This is a genomic window from Lactobacillus sp. CBA3605 (assembly GCF_002970915.1).
Lineage (GTDB): Bacteria > Bacillota > Bacilli > Lactobacillales > Lactobacillaceae > Lactiplantibacillus.
The window spans coordinates 1359060-1378380 of the sequence record NZ_CP027190.1; the positions used below are offsets into that span (position 1 = coordinate 1359060).

A 19321-nucleotide genomic window follows, 5' to 3' on the forward strand; every position below is an offset into this window, starting at 1 on the left:
TAAAAAATAAACGGCACCACCATTTGGTGAACACCGTCTATTTTCTAAATCTTAACTGAACTAATCTTCAGTTGTAGCTTCTTTAGCACGACGAGCTGCTAATTCAGCATCAACTGCATCAATCTTCTTCTTACTCAATGGATACCAGAAAATTAGGATCAAACAACCAATTGCTAAACAAGCTGCAGGAATTAAGTTGGCAATCGTATAAATTCGGTTAGTAACGGCAGCTGTTTGCGTTGCCCCACCAGTAGTAGAAGAAACATAACCAATTGCAGTTAACATGAAACCACCGATGAAACCACCAACAGCTTGAGCAACCTTTCGAGCAAAGGAATTAACACCATAAACAGTACCGTCTTCACGGAAACCGGTCAAATATTGATGGTAATCGATAACATCAGTAATGAAGGCCCATACCATTAAGTTGAACATCCCTGAACCTAAGGTTGCTAAGAATAGGAGACCCAAGTATAACCATGGATTAGTAATGTGCATAAAGTACATCAACAAATACATAGCAGTCCCAAAAGCTAAACAAACGATAGAAGCCTCACGTTTACCAAAATTTTTGATTAGCTTAGTCGCAAATGGTGCTAAAACAACAACAGTCCCATAGGTGAACAGTAAAGCGATTGACAGTGCTTGTTTATTCTTAAAGTAATCAGTAAATAGATAAGTTGCTAAAGTACCCGATAAGTTTTGGTTGATAACAATGAATAAATCACAAACAACCAATGACATTAAAGCCCGGTTAGTAAATAAACCCTTAATTAATTTACCGGCACTGACTTTTTCAGTCTTTTCAACTTGAACCCGTTCAGTCGTCATACGATAAGTAATGTTGTAAGCGATGAACGCAATAATGGCACATAACATTGAAACCATAAAGAACCGGTTAGTTGAAACGACTTGTTGCCCATTTGCTAAAGTCTTGTATACCAATAATGGAATCATGAACCCAGTTGTGGCACCACCAATGGCAGAACCAACACTCCGAAAAGTAGAAAGTGAAGCCCGATCATCAGGATTATCACTAATCGCACTAGCCATTGAACCATAAGGAATATTAATACATGAGTTCAAGACACCATAAACTAAATAAGTGATAAAGATGTAAACAATTTTAGCGTTCATACCCCAGTTGTTAACGAAAGGCAAGAATAAAATAACGGTGATTGCAGTGAATGGGTATTTCATCTTGCGGATCCATGGACGGAACCGACCAGCTTTAGTCAATTTCGCTATATCGGCCATCCGACCGACTGTAACATCTGCAAAGGCATCAATAATCCGAGCTGTTAAGAATAAAATCCCAACGACAGCCCCAGAAATCCCCAAGGCGTTCGTATAATAAATAGTCAAAAAACTGTTAACTAAACCTAAAATGAAACAGTTTCCTAAGTCACCAAACATGTAACCAATCTTGTCGCGCATCCCAAATGGTTTAGCTTTCGTTTTAATCATTTGATTTCCGCTGGCCGTTGGTGCAGCATCTGATACAGTATCAGTAGTTGCTTTCATTTAAAACACTTCCTTATATTTTTCACATGGCCTACTGGATTGCCTAAACTAACGATGGCAAGAGAATAACTAACCAGCAAGCGCTTTCATCATATGTGTTTAGAAAAATTCCTTCAAATATTCTGTTAAAGCTAATGCAGCCATTGATTGACCATAAGGCATGTTAGAAGTTTTAATACCGTTATAGAAATCTTTAGTTTCACCCATTGGTGTCCCCGCAGAGGTCTTAGCCAACGCTCCAGTTTCATCAATGTTGTTGAATAAGGCATGAATCCCTTTCATGGCAACATCACGATAACTATCGTCAATATAATGTTCATGTATCGCTTTTAAGATACCGTAAGTGAATCCAGCAGTCGCTGAGCCTTCCAAATAAGTTTTAGGGTCATCAACTAAGGTATGCCATAAACCAGTCTTTTCATCTTGATACTTAGCAAGTGCTTCAATTTGATATTTCAAGTTCATAATCATGAATTCACGGAAAGCATCGCCTTTTGGCAAATCTAATAAGCAAAGTAATTCTGGAAAAGCAATTGTGATCCATGAATTACCGCGACCCCAGAAAGCGCCAGCAAAGTTATCACGACGTTTAAAACTCCAACCATGGAACCAAAGGCCGGTCTTCTTATCTTGTAAGAACTGAATATGTAGTAAGACTTGCTTCTTCGCTTCTTCAACATATTCAGGCTTGTTCAAGGTCTTGCCTAACTTAGCTAACGTTAAGATACTCATCATTAACGTATCGGCCCACATTTCGTCAGGGTTCAAGTCACCATAAGTAACGTGTTGGAAACCGCCTTTTTCAGTCCGTGGCAAACGGTAATATAGCCAATCGCCCCAAGCTTCAAGGTGTGGCAAGTATTTCTTATCCCCAGTTTCTTCATAAAGATAAGCTAAAGTTAACATTTGAACCATGGTGTTAATGTTCTTCTCAACAGGTTCTTCATCGAAGTGATCATCGTACCACTTGATAATCCGATCAAGGACTGCTTGTTTCCGGGTTAATTTGTAATACTTCATCATTCCGTATAAACCAACACCAGAAGTCCATTCCCAGAAGTCAAAACTTTTGTTATCAATAATAGAACCATCGGCAACCTTAATGGAGAATTCTCCAGTGGGGTCACTCAAATTAATTTCGTTGTCAATCAGTAAATCAACTTTACTTTCGACATCCTTCTCTTTATATTGTGCCATTCTACACACACCTTTCGCTTTCTATATGAAAGACTAATTTTTCCTTTATTGTAATCGCTTACAATTACTATTTAATAACTTATCTACTTTCACCGCAATACCAATATTCCAGACAAAAGTACCACATTTAAAGGAAACCGTTTTCCAAAACAATAAATACTGCTATATCAACATTATTGCAACATATATTTTTGACAATCAATTAACGATTTCTAAACCAATTACAATAATTTTTCACCATATGTGAATTCAACCACATTTGATTTTCAACAGATTAATCGTTTTACGGAAAAATTCAATTATCTAAAAATTCAATACCAAATATACGAAAACGGTTACAATTAATTTGCTATACTTAATTCAACAAGGAGGAAATAATTATGTTTCTAACAAATAAGAATGATAGTACCGCCAAGTTTTTGGCGACTATTCCGGCCTTTAAACCTGTTTTTGATTTATTAAACCGCGATGATTTGGATAACTTCCCATTAGGTAGGTTTGACTTAACTAATCAAATTTTTGGTGTCGCACAAGAATTCGATAGCTTACCTGATGATAACGGTCGCTGGGAAAGCCATCAAAAGAACATTGATATTCAGTTTGTCGTTTCAGGGACTGAATTAATCAAGAGTACTCACCTGGACCAATTAATTGTCGCTGAAGATGCCCTGAAAAAGAACGATGCCCTCTATTATGGTGACTTTAAAGGTAACTATTCTCGTATCATCTTACGTCCCGGTGACTTCGCTATCTTCTTGCCAGAAGATGCTCACAAACCATGTCTTCAAGTTGCAGACTCCGTTAAGGTTAAAAAGATTGTTGTGAAGGTTCCTTATTCACTCGTTTTTTAACAATTGCAGTTATTCCTAGTTGATTGCTAAGCTCAAAAGGTGTCGCTCAGAGAATCGTCAAGGTTTTCTGAGCGGCACTTTTTTAAGTTCTATGATATTTAGTGTTGATGGAGAAATCCGTCGACACCAGACAGGTTGCTACCGTTTCAGGCCAAAGATTCGTTACTCATTTTCATCCGCCAATACTTGCTACAAATAAATCACTTTCAATTGAATGCGATCATGCGGGCATCATGTCAAGGAATTATACATTAACGAGTTCTGCTGGACCGTTTGCTTAACAAAAATCATCGACCTCTGAACGGTATTAAGAGCCCCTATATCAGTTAATTATCGAATCGCTTTTTGAATAGTATCCCGTGAGATGGCATAGATATTTGATAGTTCACGCTGATTAGATAACTTATTGGCTGAAAATATTTCTGATAAATCTTGGGTAACAAAATCGACTTTTCTATTTTAATTCACCACATTTCTTAGTTTTGCCATACCACGAACAAAACCCAGATGACCAACTTCCTTGATCATCCGGGTTGACATTATTAATACCATAATAAAAGCTAATCCGCTTGTTCTTGATAATTGAAATATTTAAAATCAGCAAAGCTCAAATGTTGATCTAAATCCTGTGCACAAATACCGACCATCGCACCAGTAAAAGCTAATTTACCATGATCTTTAATATAATCATCCGACAGCCGTTCAGCTGGTAACCTAATCCCAATCAACTGCCAACCTTGCCCTTCATCATAATAAAACTGGCTTTGTGTTTTTTGAACTAACACAGCCAGTTTAACCGTCTTAGCCGCTAAATAGTGACGATTAGAAACATAATGGTGTTCCCCTAATTCTGCTACTTCAAGCTGTAAATAGGCTTGCTGGCAAGTTTCATCATAAGACCACTGTAAATATTCATAATTATCCGTATCATAAAACAGAGTTAGACCTGCCAATTGTTGAAAATTATGCGGACTGAAGGTAACCTGCGTTTCAACATGAAAATTAAATGATTGCCACCGCCGAGCCAGTAGCGTTTGCGTATGCAAACTAGTAATGCTTTGGGCACCATATAAGCGTAAATATCCTGGGTGATCGATTAATGACGCTCGTTGTTCTAACGGACCTCGTAACGTTTTTAAAGTCATCGGTAATCGTTTGAATTGACTAAAGTCGATTTGTTGCGAATAATCAGTGCGTTGAAAAACATTTTGAGCAATCGTCGGGGCCTCAAAGTATAAATCTGGGTGATTAGTATGATTGGCTAGTCGTGGCCAACCATTAGTCCAGACTAAGCGTTGTAACCCAGTCTCACGACCAAGTGGACAGTTGCCTCGTTGAATATTGATTGGTCGTAAAGGGCGGGCCATGATGTGTACTAAATACCATTCATCTGGCTGAATTTCAATAAAACTAGCATGACCTGCTTTTTGAAGTGGGTTGCACGGGTCATCCTTAGTGGTCAACAACGGCTGATACGGTGAGACCGCATATGGCCCCATAACCTGGCGACTACGGCAAACCGTTGCGGCATGACTGTATCCAGTACCACCGGCTGCTGATAATAAGTAATACCAACCATCTTTTTTTAGCAATTGCGGTCCTTCGCATACTCCCAAATCTGTTCCAGTAAAGAAATGGACACGCCTACCAACCAACCGCCGCTGTGTTAAATCTAATTCCTGAATCACTAGCCCGGAAAATCCTGGCCGATCCAAACGATGATCATATAACATATTAATAACGTAACTATGTCCATCATCATGAAAAATTGACGGATCAAAGCCGCTAGCCATCAAGAAAGTTGGGGCACTCCACGTTCCACCCATTCGATCTGTTGAAACAATATAATTCAATGTATCCTTATAAGCACCCGTTGTCTTAACATCCGTATAAATCAACCAAAATTTGTGTTTGGCATAACTAAGATGTGGTGCCCAGATACTCCCTGAATTATAATTGCCACGCAAATCTACCTGATCAACACGGGTTAACGGATTATCGACCAATTGCCAATTAATTAAATCTCGTGAATGATAGATTTCAATTCCCGGCCACCATTCAAATGTCGACGTGGTCAAATAATAATCTGTTCCAACTTTTAAAATACTTGCATCAGGATTGAATCCCGGTAAAATTGGATTTTTAAATTGTTTTGGCATCCTGAAATTCCTCCACTCCTAATTTAACAATTCATCAATGATTGCCTGTAACGGCTGATGATTATGGTCTACGGTTACACATGTTGCACCTTTCTGTACTTCCGGCAACGCATTAGCCACCGCATAACTTCTACCAACCCCTTTTATGATTGCTAGGTCATTTAAGTAATCACCAACTGCCACAACGTTATCTAAAGTTTTAGGGTCATTTAAAGCAATCTTGAGACCACTAAGCTTCGTTACACCCTGTCGCGTCACCTCAACATAACAAACATCTGAAATAGTGACCTCGACAGTCAAATCTGACAACAGTAATTTGAAATATTCATCATCATTAGCCTTCAAAGTCTTAATAGAAACTTTATCAATTAACTGGCCTGTTGCTAGTTTAGTGAACAATGCCGAAAAAGTAAGCTCATGATGTTGCCGAGAAACTGAAACAACACGCCAAGAATCACCGCTAATTGTCGCGGTCAAAAAATCATAATGTTGTTCCTGTAAACGCAATAAAATCTCATAACTAACTGCTGCTGGAAGTTCTTGTTGCACGATTTGATGATCAATCGTCTGAATGTAGGCCCCATTTAAGGCCACAATAAAATCCGGTGGTGACTGTAGCATTGCCGTCACATTCGCTAACCCTGACAGTGCACGACCGGAAGTAATCCCAAATAACTTTCCTTGTGCCCGTCAGCGCTGAATAGCGACTTGATCCATCGAGGATACCCGCTTATTCTGATTTAACAAAGTCCCATCCAAGTCTGAACAGAGCACCTGATAAGCTTGCCGAACTACCACAATAAAAGGTCTTTCCCTAACAAACGCAGTAACCCCTCTACTAAATAATAATCACCATAATTCAAATTAACATTTTGACCAGTTTTATCATGATAAGCGGTAGTAGCTCCGGTTAAAACACCGTCATGTGCTGGGTTTAAATCGCCATATTGGGTAACAAGTTGTTTCAATATTTTCTGAGCAGCGTTTTGATATAAGGCTTGCTCAGCTATTGGGACATGCTGCGCAATTTCTAACAAGCCACAAGCAGCAATCGCCCCTGCAGACGTATCCACCATCAATGGTATCTTCGGGGCCCGAAAATCCACAGCAGGAATGGTGTTGTTTTCAGCAATATTAGCTAGAAAATAATGAGCGACTCGTTTCGCAGTTTCTAAATAGGCCAGATTATGGGTATGCCGATATGCTAAAGCAAAACCGTTAATCGCCCAGGCTTGACCACGGCTCCAACTACTACCTACTCCGTAGCCTTGGCCGCCCAAGGTCTCTACCTCAGCACCAGTGTTCGGATCAAAAACAACAATGTGGACTACAGAACCATCCGCACGAACATGATGCTGCATGACAGTATTAGCATGTTCATTTGCCATTAACTTGTATCTAGGATCTTGTGTCGCTTCGCTTGCCCAATACAAAAGCTGAATATTGATCATTGAATCAATAATGACCCAACCCGCACGATCACGGTTCCAAGAACGTAAATAATGGCCAGCCAAATTATAACGACCCGCTAACAGGTCTGCAGCATGACGGCCACGCCAATAAGCACGATCGTCATCAGTTAACCGATAGTCGGCTACTGCTGTTGGCAGCCACATAAAGCCGACGTCATGATGTAAGCCTTCATACTTGAGAAAGGCTTGGTCCAAAGCGACTTCATTTTCCTTAGCTGCAGTTACTAATTCTGGATTTGCTTGATAATGATTCAATTGCCACAAGAGTCCACCCCAGAAACCATTCGTCCACCAGGTAATATCAGTTTCAACCATATTAGTCTGATAATGATCTGCCGTAGCCATATATGGAATATTATTTGGTCCCAATCGTTGCACGCTTGCAGTAGTCTTTTGATAAATTTGTTGTAATATCGTTGTCGCCCAATCTGCCATGAGTAAATACCGTCTCTTTCACATTGATTTAAATAATAGGACTGGACAATTAATCATCCAGCCCTATCACTTAAAGTTAATTTGTAAACTAAATATCTGCCTGAGGATTTTAGTTCATAATATTGATATTAGTTAATCACTTATTTAGTAATTCCCAAAAATGTCAGTACAAAAGCTAGAATAACAATTGCTACCAAAGTCCGAACCGGCTTATTCTTTTTACGCAAATAGAAGAAGCAGCCTAATACCAAAGCCAACGGTAATAGATCTGGCAAAATTGAATCAAAAATACCTTGTAGATCCAGTGTTTGTGCGGCTGTTTTAATTTTTAGTGAGGTCGTAAACGTCACATATTGTGCTGACATTGCTCCGACCATCATCAAGCCTAAAATAGATGCTGCTTTTGTGATTAAATTGAGTGTCCCTGATTTCATGGCATTTACAATAAAATTATTTCCCAACTTATAACCATATTTACCTGCTACCCACTTAATACCCCAATTAGGAACATTTAATAGCAGCATAAACAAGATCGGTCCTAACCAACTGCCTTGTTTGAAGAAGCCAATCGCAATCCCAGTTGCAATCAAACGAATCCCATTAGAGACTAATGAGTCACCAATACCTGCTAACGGTCCCATCATACTGGACTTCAAAGCACCGATACTCTTTGGATCAATCCCATTCGCCTTATTTTCAGCTTCCATTGAAGTAACCATCCCGAAAATAAATGGTGCAGCTGTGACATTCGTGTTGAAGAAGTCTTGGTGTCTTAACATTGCATCATAAAATTCCGGCGTATCTTTTCCGTAGATTTTTTCAAGGTACGGCATTAAAACCCATGAAAAAGTTACCGCTTGTTGTTTCGTATATGACGTACAGAACATTAACCATTGTGAACGCCAAAACAAATTATTATAAAAATGGTTTTCAGCCTTTTTATCAGGTAAAAAAGTTGTTTCAGTTGAATTAGTCATTGTAGAAGTCCTCCTCTTCACCAGTAGCAGCATCTTCAGTCGTCGCTGCACCTTTATCCATTTTATGATTTGTTAATTGACCAATAATTGCTAATACAGCAATTGCTGCACCTAAAAAAGCAATTTCAATTAAAGTTCCTTTGAAGAAGGCTACTAAACCAAAACCAATGAAAAAATATGGTGCTAACTTTTTATCCCACAATGTGATCATTAGCAGAGCCATCCCTAATGCTGGTAGCATCCCAGCAGCCACCGTCAATGACGACATGACGGCCGTTGGAATATTATTAACTAACGCTTTAATGGCATTTGTTCCTACCAAAATACTAATAAAGCCAATCAAGAAATACATGGTCAGATAGACCGTTGCTTGTGTGAACCAAAGTCGTTTAAATGCGCCAATTTGATGATCCTCAAGATGTTTTTCGAAACGGGTAATTAATGACGTTGCCCAGAATTTGAACAGATCGTAAACCAGGGTGCCTAACATACTAAATGGGATTGATAATGCCACTGCTACTGAGGGCTTAGCAGTCGCTAAAATTGCAAATGCACATCCGAAAACACCACCAAGACCGTAATCTTGCGGCAAAACGCCACCCATCGATTGCGTCCCCATGTAAACAAGTTCTAGTGCGGCCCCCACTGTCATCCCTTCAACTGGATGACCTAACAAAATCCCAGTAATCGTGCTGGCTACCATTGGACGATCCCAGCCCATGACCCCCCACCAAGCCCCAAATTTAACTAGCGCACATGCGAGGCCAACAGCCAATGCTTGCATAATCATAATTATCCCTCCAATAATTCATCGACAGACTTAACAGCATCATTTGGTAATGGTTGATAGATGAAATGGCTTCCCTTAGTGGCCATTGTTTTGAAAATTGTCACTTCATCATCACTTAAATAAACGGTATCCGTGATCTTATGGCGACCCTCAATTCCTGCAACCCGACCATAATTTGCAACATCTAGAACACTTGGTTGCGTGGTTAATTCCGATAATAATTGCGCAACTTCGGCCGGATTATTCATAACCAGTAAAATCTTCAATCGATCAGCTCGTGGATCGTTCAACATCTTAGCAGCCTTATCAACTGGTAAAATAAAAGCCTTAATTCCTTCCGGTGCGGCCATCTTTAACGCACTAACCTGAATTGGATCCTGACTAATAGAATCACTCGCCACAATAATCCGATTGACGGCTAACTGTTTTGACCAGGTCACTGCCACTTGCCCATGGATTAGCCGATCGTCAATTCTCAACATCTTAATCATTTGTCAACGCCTCACATTTCTCAAAATTTCAAACTAAAATAATCCTTCAACGTCATTAACCGCACTAACTTTAAGGTTTAACTTCTTAATTCGTTTACGCGCTTCCTCGATCTCATCATCTAAGTTAGCCGTTTGTGAACTCAGCACAACCTGCAATGCCAAGGCTAAATTCGAACCAGCGATCAAAGCCACATTTGGTCGAACAGTTAATCGTAATGCTGCATTACAAACACTACCGCCTTCCAAATCACCTAAAATAATTACCGTATCCGTAGTGGCGATATCAGCCTCAATCTGGCGAACAATTTCATTAGGATCTCCACCAGGTTCCAGCCCATAAGCAGTAACATTTGGCTGTTTACCAGCAATCATTTCAACTGATCGTTTTAGGCCTTCTGCAAAATCATTGTGTGAAATAAAATAAATTTTTCGACTCACACAAGTGACCTCCTTTACAATTTATTAGTTGGTGCTTCGATCAGTTTCACGATGTATCCAACGATCACTACCGGTGACACCCAGCCACCACTGAATCAAGTTTGTTACGTTTCAGCGGGTCTCACTAATATATATGCAAAAATGATGCCAACTTTAGTCGAGAAAAACTTATAAGTTTCCAAAACGTTACCACTAGCGAGGCTATGAAAGCCCTTGCAAAAACAAATCAAGCATGTTAGATTAACTCCGACAGAAAAAATCACATTTTACAATGTGTCGAAACTAAAAGGAAGATTTCTTATGACAGGTATCAAAACAGTAAAACAAGCCCTAATTGCTGCAACAAGTGCAGTTAACCAGCTGGCAGATATTGAGACTATCACGACTGAACGACTTGCCAAACAAGTTGGCCTAAGCCGTAATACGGTCAGTCAATATTTAAACGAGCTACTTAAGCAAGAACAGCTCATCCAAATAAAAACGCGGCCAACGAATTTCGCTGACCGGGCTACTTTTTGTAAATTGTTTTTCATTCCGAAGCAATTGGTTTATCCATCAATCAAGACACTCCAACAAGAGCAAACTGGCAATGCTAATGTTTTTCAATCTTTTATTGGCCACCAACTCAGTATGAAGGACAGTATTGATCGGATCATTACTGCTGTCACTTACCCACCGAACGGCTTGCCCTTTATCCTATCGGGAAATACTGGCGTTGGAAAGAGTTACCTAGCTAAATTAACCCACCAATATTGTGTTGAAACTGGAATTTTGGCGCCACAAGCACCTTTTATCGTTTTAAATTGTGCCCAATATTTTCACAACCCAGAATTACTCTCTAGTAACCTTTTCGGATATGCCAAAGGTAGCTTCACCGGTGCCACCGAAGACTTCAAAGGCATGCTAGAAACTGCGGATGGTGGCTTTTTATTTCTCGATGAGTGTCACCGTTTGAACGCTGAAAGTCAGGAAAAGCTCTTTTCTTTTATGGATACTGGGACGTTTCAACGAATGGGCGAAGGCAATCGGACTCGCCATTCTAATGTCCGTTTGATCTTCGCAACAACTGAAAATCTTCAAGAAAATTTTTTAAAGACTTTCATGCGCCGTATCCCAATTTCCATCACTATTCCAGACTTGAATGATCGGTCTAAATTAGAATTACGCCTACACATTTATAAAGCCTTTTTGGACGAAGGTAAGCGCATTGGCCGAACGATCGTCGTTAGTCCGTGGATCATTAATCGACTTTATAATTTTAAATATAAAAGTAATGTCGGTGAGTTAAAAAGTACCATTCAGATTTTATGCGCACAAGTCTTTAGTCAGACAACCCAATCTAGCCAAATTACAATTAACTCTGAAACAATCGGTAGTAGTTCCTTAACCGATTTCTTGGCAGTTAATGAACAAGAAACGATTGTCCAAGATGATGTTATTTTTAACCCAACTGACCAGCTGAATGATTACGTTGCTCAATGGTATGATGATAACAATTTGATTAACGAGTTGGTCACCAAACTCGTTCAATTAGACAATCAGTATAAAGAACAAAAAATCACGACAAAGGTCTTACAGCAACACATTGCTCGTGAAACCAGTGCCTTAATGGACAGATTAATTCATCAAGATGGTGATTTTGAAAATGAAGCACTCAAATACATGGTCAAGGTCATTCAAAAGCTCTTCAATTACCTTGATACTTCCTTTTTCGTAAAGATTAAAGGAAACGCAGTTGTCGCCATTGCGAATTTTATGTATCGTAAACACGACTTTGACTTAAGTTTGACACCAACGACCATGGCTAAAATTCAGCAACTTTTACAATTATTAAAAGAGAACGCTACCATGGAATATCAACTTCTGCAAGCTTTTCTGGATTTAATCAAAACGAAGCTAGACTTTAAAATTGATACTTTTGATGAAATCTTACTACTTGGTTATTTAATTAGTTTAAATATTGATCTCGTTGATACTGGTCAACATGCAATTATCTTAGCACATGGCTTTTCAACTGCTAGCAGTATTGCCGATGTTACCAACCGTTTCTTAAATCATAAAATCTTCGATGCGTTTGATATGCCTTTATCAGCCTCAGTTGATCAGGCTAAAGAATTTATGCTGCAATATTTTAAAAGTAATGATTGCCATAAAGGTTTAATTATTCTAGTTGATATGGGTTCACTAATGTCCTTGCCAGAAGCATTAAAAGAAGCAATCCCTGGACCCGTACTAATCATTAATAACGTTTCAACGCAAGAAGCCTTGTTTATCGGTGAAATGATTCAAAAGAGCACGGCCATTGATGAAATTGGGCGCCAAATACAGAAAACACTACTACCCAAATATCAGTTAACTTACCCAGTAATTAAAAAGTCACCGATGATCATCACAACTTGTCACACTGGCATTGGCTCGGCTAAACAGATCCAAGATCTAATTAAAAATAGTATTCCTGCCAATCTAGACTATCAAGTTGAATCCGTCGACTATGCCTATTTAAAAAAATATGGTCAACAAAGCCCTATCTTTAAGCAATATGCTGTTCAGGCGATTGTTGGAACTAGTGATCCTAAAATTAATGGGATGCCATTCATCTCGCTTGAACACCTCGTCTCAAGTAGTGGCACCAAAATCATTAAACAAATCTTTCCAACGGTCACAGATTCAGAAACAATTACTAGCATTAATCACCAACTAGTTCAAAATTTATCAATCGAACGGTTACTTTCAGCCATCACTATTTTAGACGTCAAGAAAGTTATTCACTCTATTAGCGACATGATTGATCGACTAGAAGAAGGTGTTCAAATTAACTTATCTAACAACCAGCAAGCCACGCTTTACGTCCATATTAGTTCGCTCATTGAACGCTTAATCCGTAATGAGCCTGCTTTAACCTATATTCCAGATAACTTAGCGGACCGGACCCAAGGACTTACTCAAATCAAACGCGCCTTGACAGATATTGAGGCAACTTACGGCGTAAAAATTGCGGCTGGCGAATTGAATTATTTATACGATATTATCTTTGATGATTGAGGTAAAAAACGATGCAAATAAAATTTGATTTAGAACACTAGTGTTAAACAACGCTACCAATCAGCTTTGTGTATTTAAATCAAAGTAATGCGGCTTATCTACCAAACCTTATTATGACCATTATGGAGTTTCTTCACGGCTGAGCGTCCAAGTCATGCTGATCAATTTTATATTGAATAATTACAAAAAATAATCGAATCAAATAACCTACCAACCCATCGACAAATTGTCATAGAAATAGGTTCACTAGCCTACGCACTGAGCACCTATTCAACGAAATTTTTTGGTTTTATGCTCCACGACTAGACAACAATATCTCATCACCTGATTGAACAAAATTAACATAATTGAATGACCTGCTGGCAATTGGTACTTCTTTTAGTCTTAGTTAATGGCGCTTTAAAACAAAATCGCCTTCCCTATTCACAAGCTAAATTAGCTTGTGAACTTGCTCAAATTGAGTCGTTCTATTTGGGTCATGATTAGTATCCGGACGAACCTGGCCAACAATGTAATTACCATGTTGTTTTATGGTTTGTTCTATGCTCGAATGGCTAATTGAAGTGCTTCATAATTGTACCCGCTATGGGATTTTTTGTTCGAAAATATGTTGCACTTCAATTATAAATTCGTTACTACGAATAAAACACATACAAAAATATCTGCCGCCAGTAATCAAGATTTTACTTAATTACCAACAACAGATGTTTTAGAACTTGATTTTCACTCTGGGGGGCATTCGTCATTGAACGCAGTTTTCCTCATTAACATTGATTGACAAAGAACCTTTTAATACAAGAAATTATGTCATACTTCTCTTTTTCAAATTAGTTCATTTTAATTTGATCTAAAGCTTTGATCAAGTACTCAAAATTAGTACTGTTAGTAAACTTGAATTGATTTGACTCAAGTTTGTTAAACTTTTCTATCAAGAAGTAAGCTTGTAAATAACGTTTTAAGCCATCTTTGCTGGCTCGTAAATCATCTTCAGCCTTTAAGTTGGAACCACTCACGACGGCACGAGCAAACTTGTCTGGATCAATCATTACCTTTTTATCTTTTGCCATTATTAACCCTCATTTCCCTATATGGTAACTATCATATAAATCGAAATGATTACCGTCAACAAGGTTTCCAGCAAGAAACGTAAAATCAATATTAAAAAACTTAAAATTTGCCACTACCCGCTATCGCAAAGCGCTTACATTAATGTCTCATAAATGTCGAAGCCAAGATCGTAATCGCCTTGATTTAACTTTTTCCGCCTCACAGGTTGGCGCCGGAAAGCGTTCATCAATATTAACATTAACAACATTTAAGGCACAATCTGAACATAAAATAATAGCAGCATTGTCCCAATCATGATGATAATATTGACTATTTCTGATTGCAAACGGTACGCTAACTGATTGGGCTAATTTAACATAGCGACTTAAAATATCACTATCCAACTTAGCATGTATCAACAAACCTAGGTTCTCTCGTCTTTGTAATTCTGATAAAATCTCGGTCGAAAAGTCTCGTTGCAAGGCTTGACGGAAACTTATTCTCAAATCAATCCGTTCTTGAAAAGTTCCTAAGCAACGATTTTGTTCATCCGGATGTAACAGCGGCGTTCCAAATAATGCGTTTTGCAAACGTTTATCCATCGCTTGATCATTGTCAGCCATGGGTAATCACCCCTACTCAAGAAATCCAATCTTTCAAGTTAACTAATCAACTAAATTTTGACGAAATTAGAGCTAAGCCTAACGATTCATTGCCGACGCACCGGAATCCATCAACCCACTAATTTCAGCTTCACTAACTAAGTTCAAGTCACCACTAACTGTCAGCTTCAAGACACTAGCTGCAATGGCGTAATTGACTTGTTTTTGACCATCAAAACCATGGAGAAAACCATGCAATAAGCCCGCACCAAAGGCATCACCACTAGCCACACCTTCATACACGTGCAACTGGTAAACGGGACTTTCATAGAACCGACCATCACGTAAGGTCAAAGCAGACCAAAGACTGTCTTCAACTGAGTTAATATTCCGTAAGATGCTGGCAACCGTATGCACATTCGGATACTTATCGGTAACGGCATTCATGCCGACTTTGAAGCTTTCTTTTTGATCAATCCCATGAGCCATATTACCATCAAAGGCTTTAATCCCTAAGCTTGATTCAAAATCTTCATCATTAGCAAGGCAAACGTTAACGTATGGCATAACCTTAGCTGAAAAGGCTTGTGCTTCAACAGGGGTCCACATCTTACCACGATAGTTGGTATCAAAAATAACCGTAATTTGATGTTTAGCACAGTATTTAACCGCTTTCAAAATTGCCGATTGCAATTCATTTGAAATCGCTGCGGTAATCCCTGAAAAGTAGAAGTAGTCAATGTCTGATAACAGATTCTCCCAGTCAAAGTCAGCAGCCTTCGATGTGGCAAAAGAACTTTCAGCACGATCATAAACCACGTTAGTCCCACGAACACTGGTACCTTTTTCAAAGAAATAAATCCCTAATCGTGGCCCTCCACGTAAAACTTTATGAGTATCAACGCCAAATTTGCGCAAAGTTCCTAGGGCTGAATCACCTAATAGATTCTCTGGAAATTTAGTGACATAAGCAGCTTGATCGCCTTGCAATGACAATGAAACTGCCACGTTGGCTTCGGCACCACCATAAGTAGCTTCAAAACGGTCACTTTGTAAAATTCGTTTACTCTCACTTGGCTTTAGTCGTAACATCATTTCGCCAAAAGTTAAAACTTTCATCTTGACACACCCAATCTAATTTTTAAATATTATATTCCTGATATTTTCTATAATAGCCTTTTTTAAAACGCGCGTTAAGCCTTATTGTAACCGTATACTTCAATTTGAGTGAGTGCTGTAAATTCAGCACTATTTTTGGCTTTTTTCAAATTATTCAATACTATTTTTTGCGTCACGTGAGCTGGAAACTTTAACGTTTGCAACTCAGCGGTCGCAGTCGTTGGACAATCAATCGTGGTGCCATCATCAAATCCCAACGTCACTTGATCCCAATAACCATCATGATCCCATTCCAAATGATCATGACGTAGCATTAATTTAACGCAATCAACGGTCACACGATGTGCAAATTCAATTGTTAAAGCTGCATCTGACTGTTGATGAATACCCCATGAACCGTAAGGATACGAGCCATGCGAAATATTCGCCAGTTTTCCATCAATCGCATTTTGCGCAATAAAGGCCGGATTCGTTTCAGCCGTCACATTCGTCACCGCATGTGGGTAAGCACCAGTATCAGCCTTTTGATCGTGAGGGTTGAGGGCTAAATTACGATAAGCCGTTATTTCAACTGTCGTTGCTTTGCGAACCATAACATAGTGCCGCTCAGAAGAGAAAGCGGTATCAATTTGATGCTTATCAGTCGCAACTGTGTACGTCCAACTTGGCTGTGCCAAATAAATCAAGGTTGGGGCTAGAGTTTCATCCAATTGAACCCAGATATACTGTCCACCTTGATCCAAGTCAACCTGAATCTTTTCACCCATCTGCCAAACCATGTTCTTAAGTCCTAAAACTGCTAAGTCAGTGCCAGTCACTTGATACGGCTTGCTAACCTTATCGTATGAAAAGACTCCTTGTTTAACCTGTCCAGCTTGATCCAATAATTTAATTGTAATTTTCAATCTAATTCCTCCTTAGTCAATCTAGGCCATCTTTTCAGACCAACTTTCAGTGTACCCGATTTAAACTCATTTCACACCCCAGTACATCTAAATTACTGTCCAAATCACCATAAAATCAACACATTCCTCTTCAATCGTAATATGGCTTTGCCAAATAAATAATCGTCGTAAATCAAGGACACTTCATAAGTTTTTGGTCGACAATAAATCTCCATACCAACAATAATGCCATCCTCGATTAGTTGCTAGTTCTCATAATAACTGACAATTGTCCAGATGATTTTAATCGTATCTTGCCGATATGGCGACTATTGTTGCTTTAATAATGGCTCCACAAAAGCTAATAAAACTGCTAATAGAGTATCATTAGTCAACTGACACTACTGACTAAAATAATCCACAAGCCATTTAGCAATAGCTACGAAAAGAGCTTTAAATCGCTGTGATTAAACGCTATCAAGAAACTAATTAGCACTCAGAGATTGAATTTCACTCAATTTTCTGCTCAGTTGTATTTTAATCCGTTCACCACTTTTAAGATCTATACCGGTATGTATCTCAGACCATAAAAAGTGTATCCACAATCAATCAGACAAGTAGCCCCAAATTTTTCAACTGAATTTAGTGACCGAACAAACCATTAATTATTAACACATTTAGGCTAATAATTGCCGTGATTGCTGGTCTTTCGCTCTTAACTCACACTATAAACTTTCTATATGGTCATCAAAATCATTTTATTGGTTTTCACACGAAGACAATTGACAGCGCTTACATATGGTGTTAGTTTTAAATCGTTGTTTTTTAGTTAAACGTTTAACTAAAACAATTATTAAGGACTTAATAATTTCAAGTCGTACTTAGTCGGCCTCATTCGGTACACTAACGACTTACTAGAATTATCGCGCGAATTCTAGAGTTACATCGCAATGATCAGTTTTTTTCAACAAGTCAAACATATTTAGGAGCGAAAACAATGGCCGATAAAAATCAAAAACCGACTTCAAGTGTCGTCGGCAAAATAACTAACGCAAAAATTAAAGATTCAGAACAACCCAAATTACCCTGGCTAGTTTCCTCAGCAATGTTCCTCGCACCACTTTGCTGGTATGGCCCCGTTGTTGGGGCGCGTAACGTTTTATTACCGCAATTATTTAGTCAAATTGATCCTGCTAATAAGGTTTGGGCAGTTGGCCTGTTAGCCACGGTCGCCACAATTACTAGTGCGATTACTAATCTTGCCTTTGGGGCCCTTTCAGATGTGACCCGAACCCGTTTTGGTAAACGAAAACCTTATATTGTTTTAGGTGCTGTTGTGATGGCGGTACTTTTAGCCGTTATCGCCAACATTTCTTCGATTAAAGCTATTATATTTATTTGGATTATTGCCGCAGCCGGTGAAAATGCCATTGCGGCTGCGATGTACCCACAAATTTCCGATCGAGTTGCTCCAAAATGGCGCGGAACCGTGTCGACCTTCTATGGCGTTGGATTTACCATCGCACAACAAGGCTTCGCTTTGATTGCTGCTCAATTCTTAGGCAATGTTAAAGTGGGGATCTACGTCATGGCTGCTACTTCCATCGTTCTTTCAATTGTTCATGTTTTATTGATGAATGAAAAAGACAACCTAGTCGAAGACCATATTCCGTTAAACAAAGAAACTTTGAAAAAGTACTTCTTTTTCCCAACTGAAGATGCCCGTGACTTCTATCTCGCACTCAGTGGTAAATTCTTCATGGTGGTCGGTTCAACAATCGTCACGACTTTTGAACTCTATATTTTTACTGATTACATCGGTCAAAGCACTAGTGACGCCGGCCGTTCAATTTCAATTTTCTCATCAATTATGTTATTTATCGGGGTCTTCTTTGCACTCGTTAGTGGGCCATTAGCTGATAAACTAAATCGAGTTAAAATGCCCGTCGTCATTGCCACCTTTGCGTTAGGGATTGCTGCGTTATTCCCACTATTTGCTAAAGCCGCTTGGGCGATGTTTGCTTACGCCGTAATTGCTGCTTTTGGTAATGGTCTTTATAACTCTGTCGATGGTGCTTTAAACATGGATGTGTTACCTTCTTCCGATACTGCCGGTAAAGATTTGGGCCTGATTAATTTAGCGAACACTTTAGGCCAAATGCTTGGTGCCATTGTTGCCGCAGCCATCGTCGGGAGTTTCGGCTACCAAGCCATCTTTATCTTTGCCGTTATTATGGAGATCATCGGTGGGATCTTAATTGCCGCTATCCGTCGTGTTCGTTAAGTTATCATA

Annotated in this window: 15 protein-coding genes and 1 pseudogene; 3 read left to right on the forward strand and 13 right to left on the reverse strand. The window is 39.0% G+C overall.

The window, feature by feature from the left end:
• Positions 1 to 60 precede the first annotated feature (60 nt).
• Both C5Z25_RS06645 and C5Z25_RS06650 read right to left on the reverse strand, forming a co-directional pair.
• Complete coding sequence (locus C5Z25_RS06645) at positions 61 to 1524, reverse strand: MFS transporter (RefSeq protein ID WP_105451918.1); 1464 nt, start codon at positions 1522 to 1524, stop codon at positions 61 to 63.
• A 99-nt stretch (positions 1525 to 1623) separates the two neighbouring features.
• Positions 1624 to 2721 carry a glycoside hydrolase family 88/105 protein gene (locus C5Z25_RS06650; RefSeq protein WP_105451919.1) on the reverse strand — a complete coding sequence of 366 codons (1098 nt, stop codon included), beginning with the start codon at positions 2719 to 2721 and terminating at the stop codon, positions 1624 to 1626.
• Positions 2722 to 3101: 380 nt separating this feature from the next.
• Between C5Z25_RS06650 and C5Z25_RS06655 the strand changes: the two genes are divergently transcribed.
• A complete protein-coding gene (locus C5Z25_RS06655; RefSeq protein WP_105451920.1) occupies positions 3102 to 3572 on the forward strand; it encodes a NanQ anomerase/TabA/YiaL family protein in 471 nt (156 codons plus the stop codon).
• A 560-nt stretch (positions 3573 to 4132) separates the two neighbouring features.
• On the opposite strand, the gene C5Z25_RS06660 is transcribed toward C5Z25_RS06655, so the two are convergent.
• The 7 genes and pseudogenes from C5Z25_RS06660 to C5Z25_RS06690 form a co-directional block, all read right to left on the reverse strand.
• A complete protein-coding gene (locus C5Z25_RS06660) occupies positions 4133 to 5731 on the reverse strand; it encodes a glycoside hydrolase family 43 protein (protein WP_105451921.1) in 1599 nt (532 codons plus the stop codon).
• Between the two features lie 18 nt (positions 5732 to 5749).
• Positions 5750 to 6448, reverse strand: a pseudogene (locus C5Z25_RS06665) (HAD hydrolase family protein).
• Positions 6449 to 6522: 74 nt separating this feature from the next.
• Positions 6523 to 7638 (reverse strand): glycoside hydrolase family 88 protein, encoded by a 1116-nt coding sequence (locus C5Z25_RS06670; RefSeq protein WP_105451923.1) that lies wholly within the window; start codon positions 7636 to 7638, stop codon positions 6523 to 6525.
• Between the two features lie 140 nt (positions 7639 to 7778).
• A complete protein-coding gene (locus tag C5Z25_RS06675; RefSeq protein ID WP_105451924.1) occupies positions 7779 to 8615 on the reverse strand; it encodes a PTS system mannose/fructose/sorbose family transporter subunit IID in 837 nt (278 codons plus the stop codon).
• Positions 8608 to 9405 carry a PTS mannose/fructose/sorbose/N-acetylgalactosamine transporter subunit IIC gene (locus tag C5Z25_RS06680; protein ID WP_105451925.1) on the reverse strand — a complete coding sequence of 266 codons (798 nt, stop codon included), beginning with the start codon at positions 9403 to 9405 and terminating at the stop codon, positions 8608 to 8610. The genes C5Z25_RS06675 and C5Z25_RS06680 overlap by 8 nt, the downstream gene beginning before the upstream one ends.
• 2 nt (positions 9406 to 9407) lie before the next feature.
• Positions 9408 to 9896: a PTS sugar transporter subunit IIB gene (locus C5Z25_RS06685; RefSeq protein ID WP_105451926.1), complete on the reverse strand. Its 489-nt coding sequence runs from the start codon at positions 9894 to 9896 to the stop codon at positions 9408 to 9410.
• A gap of 33 nt (positions 9897 to 9929) precedes the next feature.
• Positions 9930 to 10334, reverse strand: coding sequence for a PTS sugar transporter subunit IIA (locus C5Z25_RS06690; protein WP_105451927.1), 405 nt, complete (start codon positions 10332 to 10334; stop codon positions 9930 to 9932).
• Positions 10335 to 10634: 300 nt separating this feature from the next.
• On the opposite strand from C5Z25_RS06690, the gene C5Z25_RS06695 reads away from it, so the two are divergent.
• Positions 10635 to 13376: a sigma 54-interacting transcriptional regulator gene (locus tag C5Z25_RS06695; RefSeq protein ID WP_105451928.1), complete on the forward strand. Its 2742-nt coding sequence runs from the start codon at positions 10635 to 10637 to the stop codon at positions 13374 to 13376.
• Positions 13377 to 14203: 827 nt separating this feature from the next.
• Here C5Z25_RS06695 and C5Z25_RS06700 read toward each other — a convergent pair.
• The 4 genes from C5Z25_RS06700 to C5Z25_RS06715 form a co-directional block, all read right to left on the reverse strand.
• Entirely contained in the window at positions 14204 to 14443 is a 240-nt protein-coding gene (locus C5Z25_RS06700; RefSeq protein ID WP_105451929.1) for a hypothetical protein, read from the reverse strand.
• A gap of 147 nt (positions 14444 to 14590) precedes the next feature.
• Complete coding sequence (locus C5Z25_RS06705) at positions 14591 to 15046, reverse strand: YueI family protein (protein ID WP_105451930.1); 456 nt, start codon at positions 15044 to 15046, stop codon at positions 14591 to 14593.
• Positions 15047 to 15124: 78 nt separating this feature from the next.
• Positions 15125 to 16144, reverse strand: a complete 1020-nt coding sequence (locus C5Z25_RS06710; RefSeq protein WP_105451931.1) for a sugar kinase — start codon at positions 16142 to 16144, stop codon at positions 15125 to 15127.
• Between the two features lie 74 nt (positions 16145 to 16218).
• Positions 16219 to 17049 (reverse strand): hypothetical protein, encoded by an 831-nt coding sequence (locus C5Z25_RS06715; protein ID WP_105451932.1) that lies wholly within the window; start codon positions 17047 to 17049, stop codon positions 16219 to 16221.
• Between the two features lie 976 nt (positions 17050 to 18025).
• Between C5Z25_RS06715 and C5Z25_RS06720 the strand changes: the two genes are divergently transcribed.
• Positions 18026 to 19312, forward strand: coding sequence for an MFS transporter (locus tag C5Z25_RS06720; RefSeq protein WP_105451933.1), 1287 nt, complete (start codon positions 18026 to 18028; stop codon positions 19310 to 19312).
• Positions 19313 to 19321: the final 9 nt, after the last annotated feature.

Coding starts and splice junctions, on each gene's coding strand:
- C5Z25_RS06645 (WP_105451918.1), bottom strand. CDS start 1,524: ATGAAAGCAACTACTGATACTGTATCAGATGCTGCACCAACGGCCAGC.
- C5Z25_RS06680 (WP_105451925.1), bottom strand. CDS start 9,405: ATGATTATGCAAGCATTGGCTGTTGGCCTCGCATGTGCGCTAGTTAAA.
- C5Z25_RS06655 (WP_105451920.1), top strand. CDS start 3,102: ATGTTTCTAACAAATAAGAATGATAGTACCGCCAAGTTTTTGGCGACT.
- C5Z25_RS06675 (WP_105451924.1), bottom strand. CDS start 8,615: ATGACTAATTCAACTGAAACAACTTTTTTACCTGATAAAAAGGCTGAA.
- C5Z25_RS06685 (WP_105451926.1), bottom strand. CDS start 9,896: ATGATTAAGATGTTGAGAATTGACGATCGGCTAATCCATGGGCAAGTG.
- C5Z25_RS06705 (WP_105451930.1), bottom strand. CDS start 15,046: ATGGCTGACAATGATCAAGCGATGGATAAACGTTTGCAAAACGCATTA.
- C5Z25_RS06660 (WP_105451921.1), bottom strand. CDS start 5,731: ATGCCAAAACAATTTAAAAATCCAATTTTACCGGGATTCAATCCTGAT.
- C5Z25_RS06670 (WP_105451923.1), bottom strand. CDS start 7,638: ATGGCAGATTGGGCGACAACGATATTACAACAAATTTATCAAAAGACT.
- C5Z25_RS06720 (WP_105451933.1), top strand. CDS start 18,026: ATGGCCGATAAAAATCAAAAACCGACTTCAAGTGTCGTCGGCAAAATA.
- C5Z25_RS06700 (WP_105451929.1), bottom strand. CDS start 14,443: ATGGCAAAAGATAAAAAGGTAATGATTGATCCAGACAAGTTTGCTCGT.
- C5Z25_RS06695 (WP_105451928.1), top strand. CDS start 10,635: ATGACAGGTATCAAAACAGTAAAACAAGCCCTAATTGCTGCAACAAGT.
- C5Z25_RS06710 (WP_105451931.1), bottom strand. CDS start 16,144: ATGAAAGTTTTAACTTTTGGCGAAATGATGTTACGACTAAAGCCAAGT.
- C5Z25_RS06650 (WP_105451919.1), bottom strand. CDS start 2,721: ATGGCACAATATAAAGAGAAGGATGTCGAAAGTAAAGTTGATTTACTG.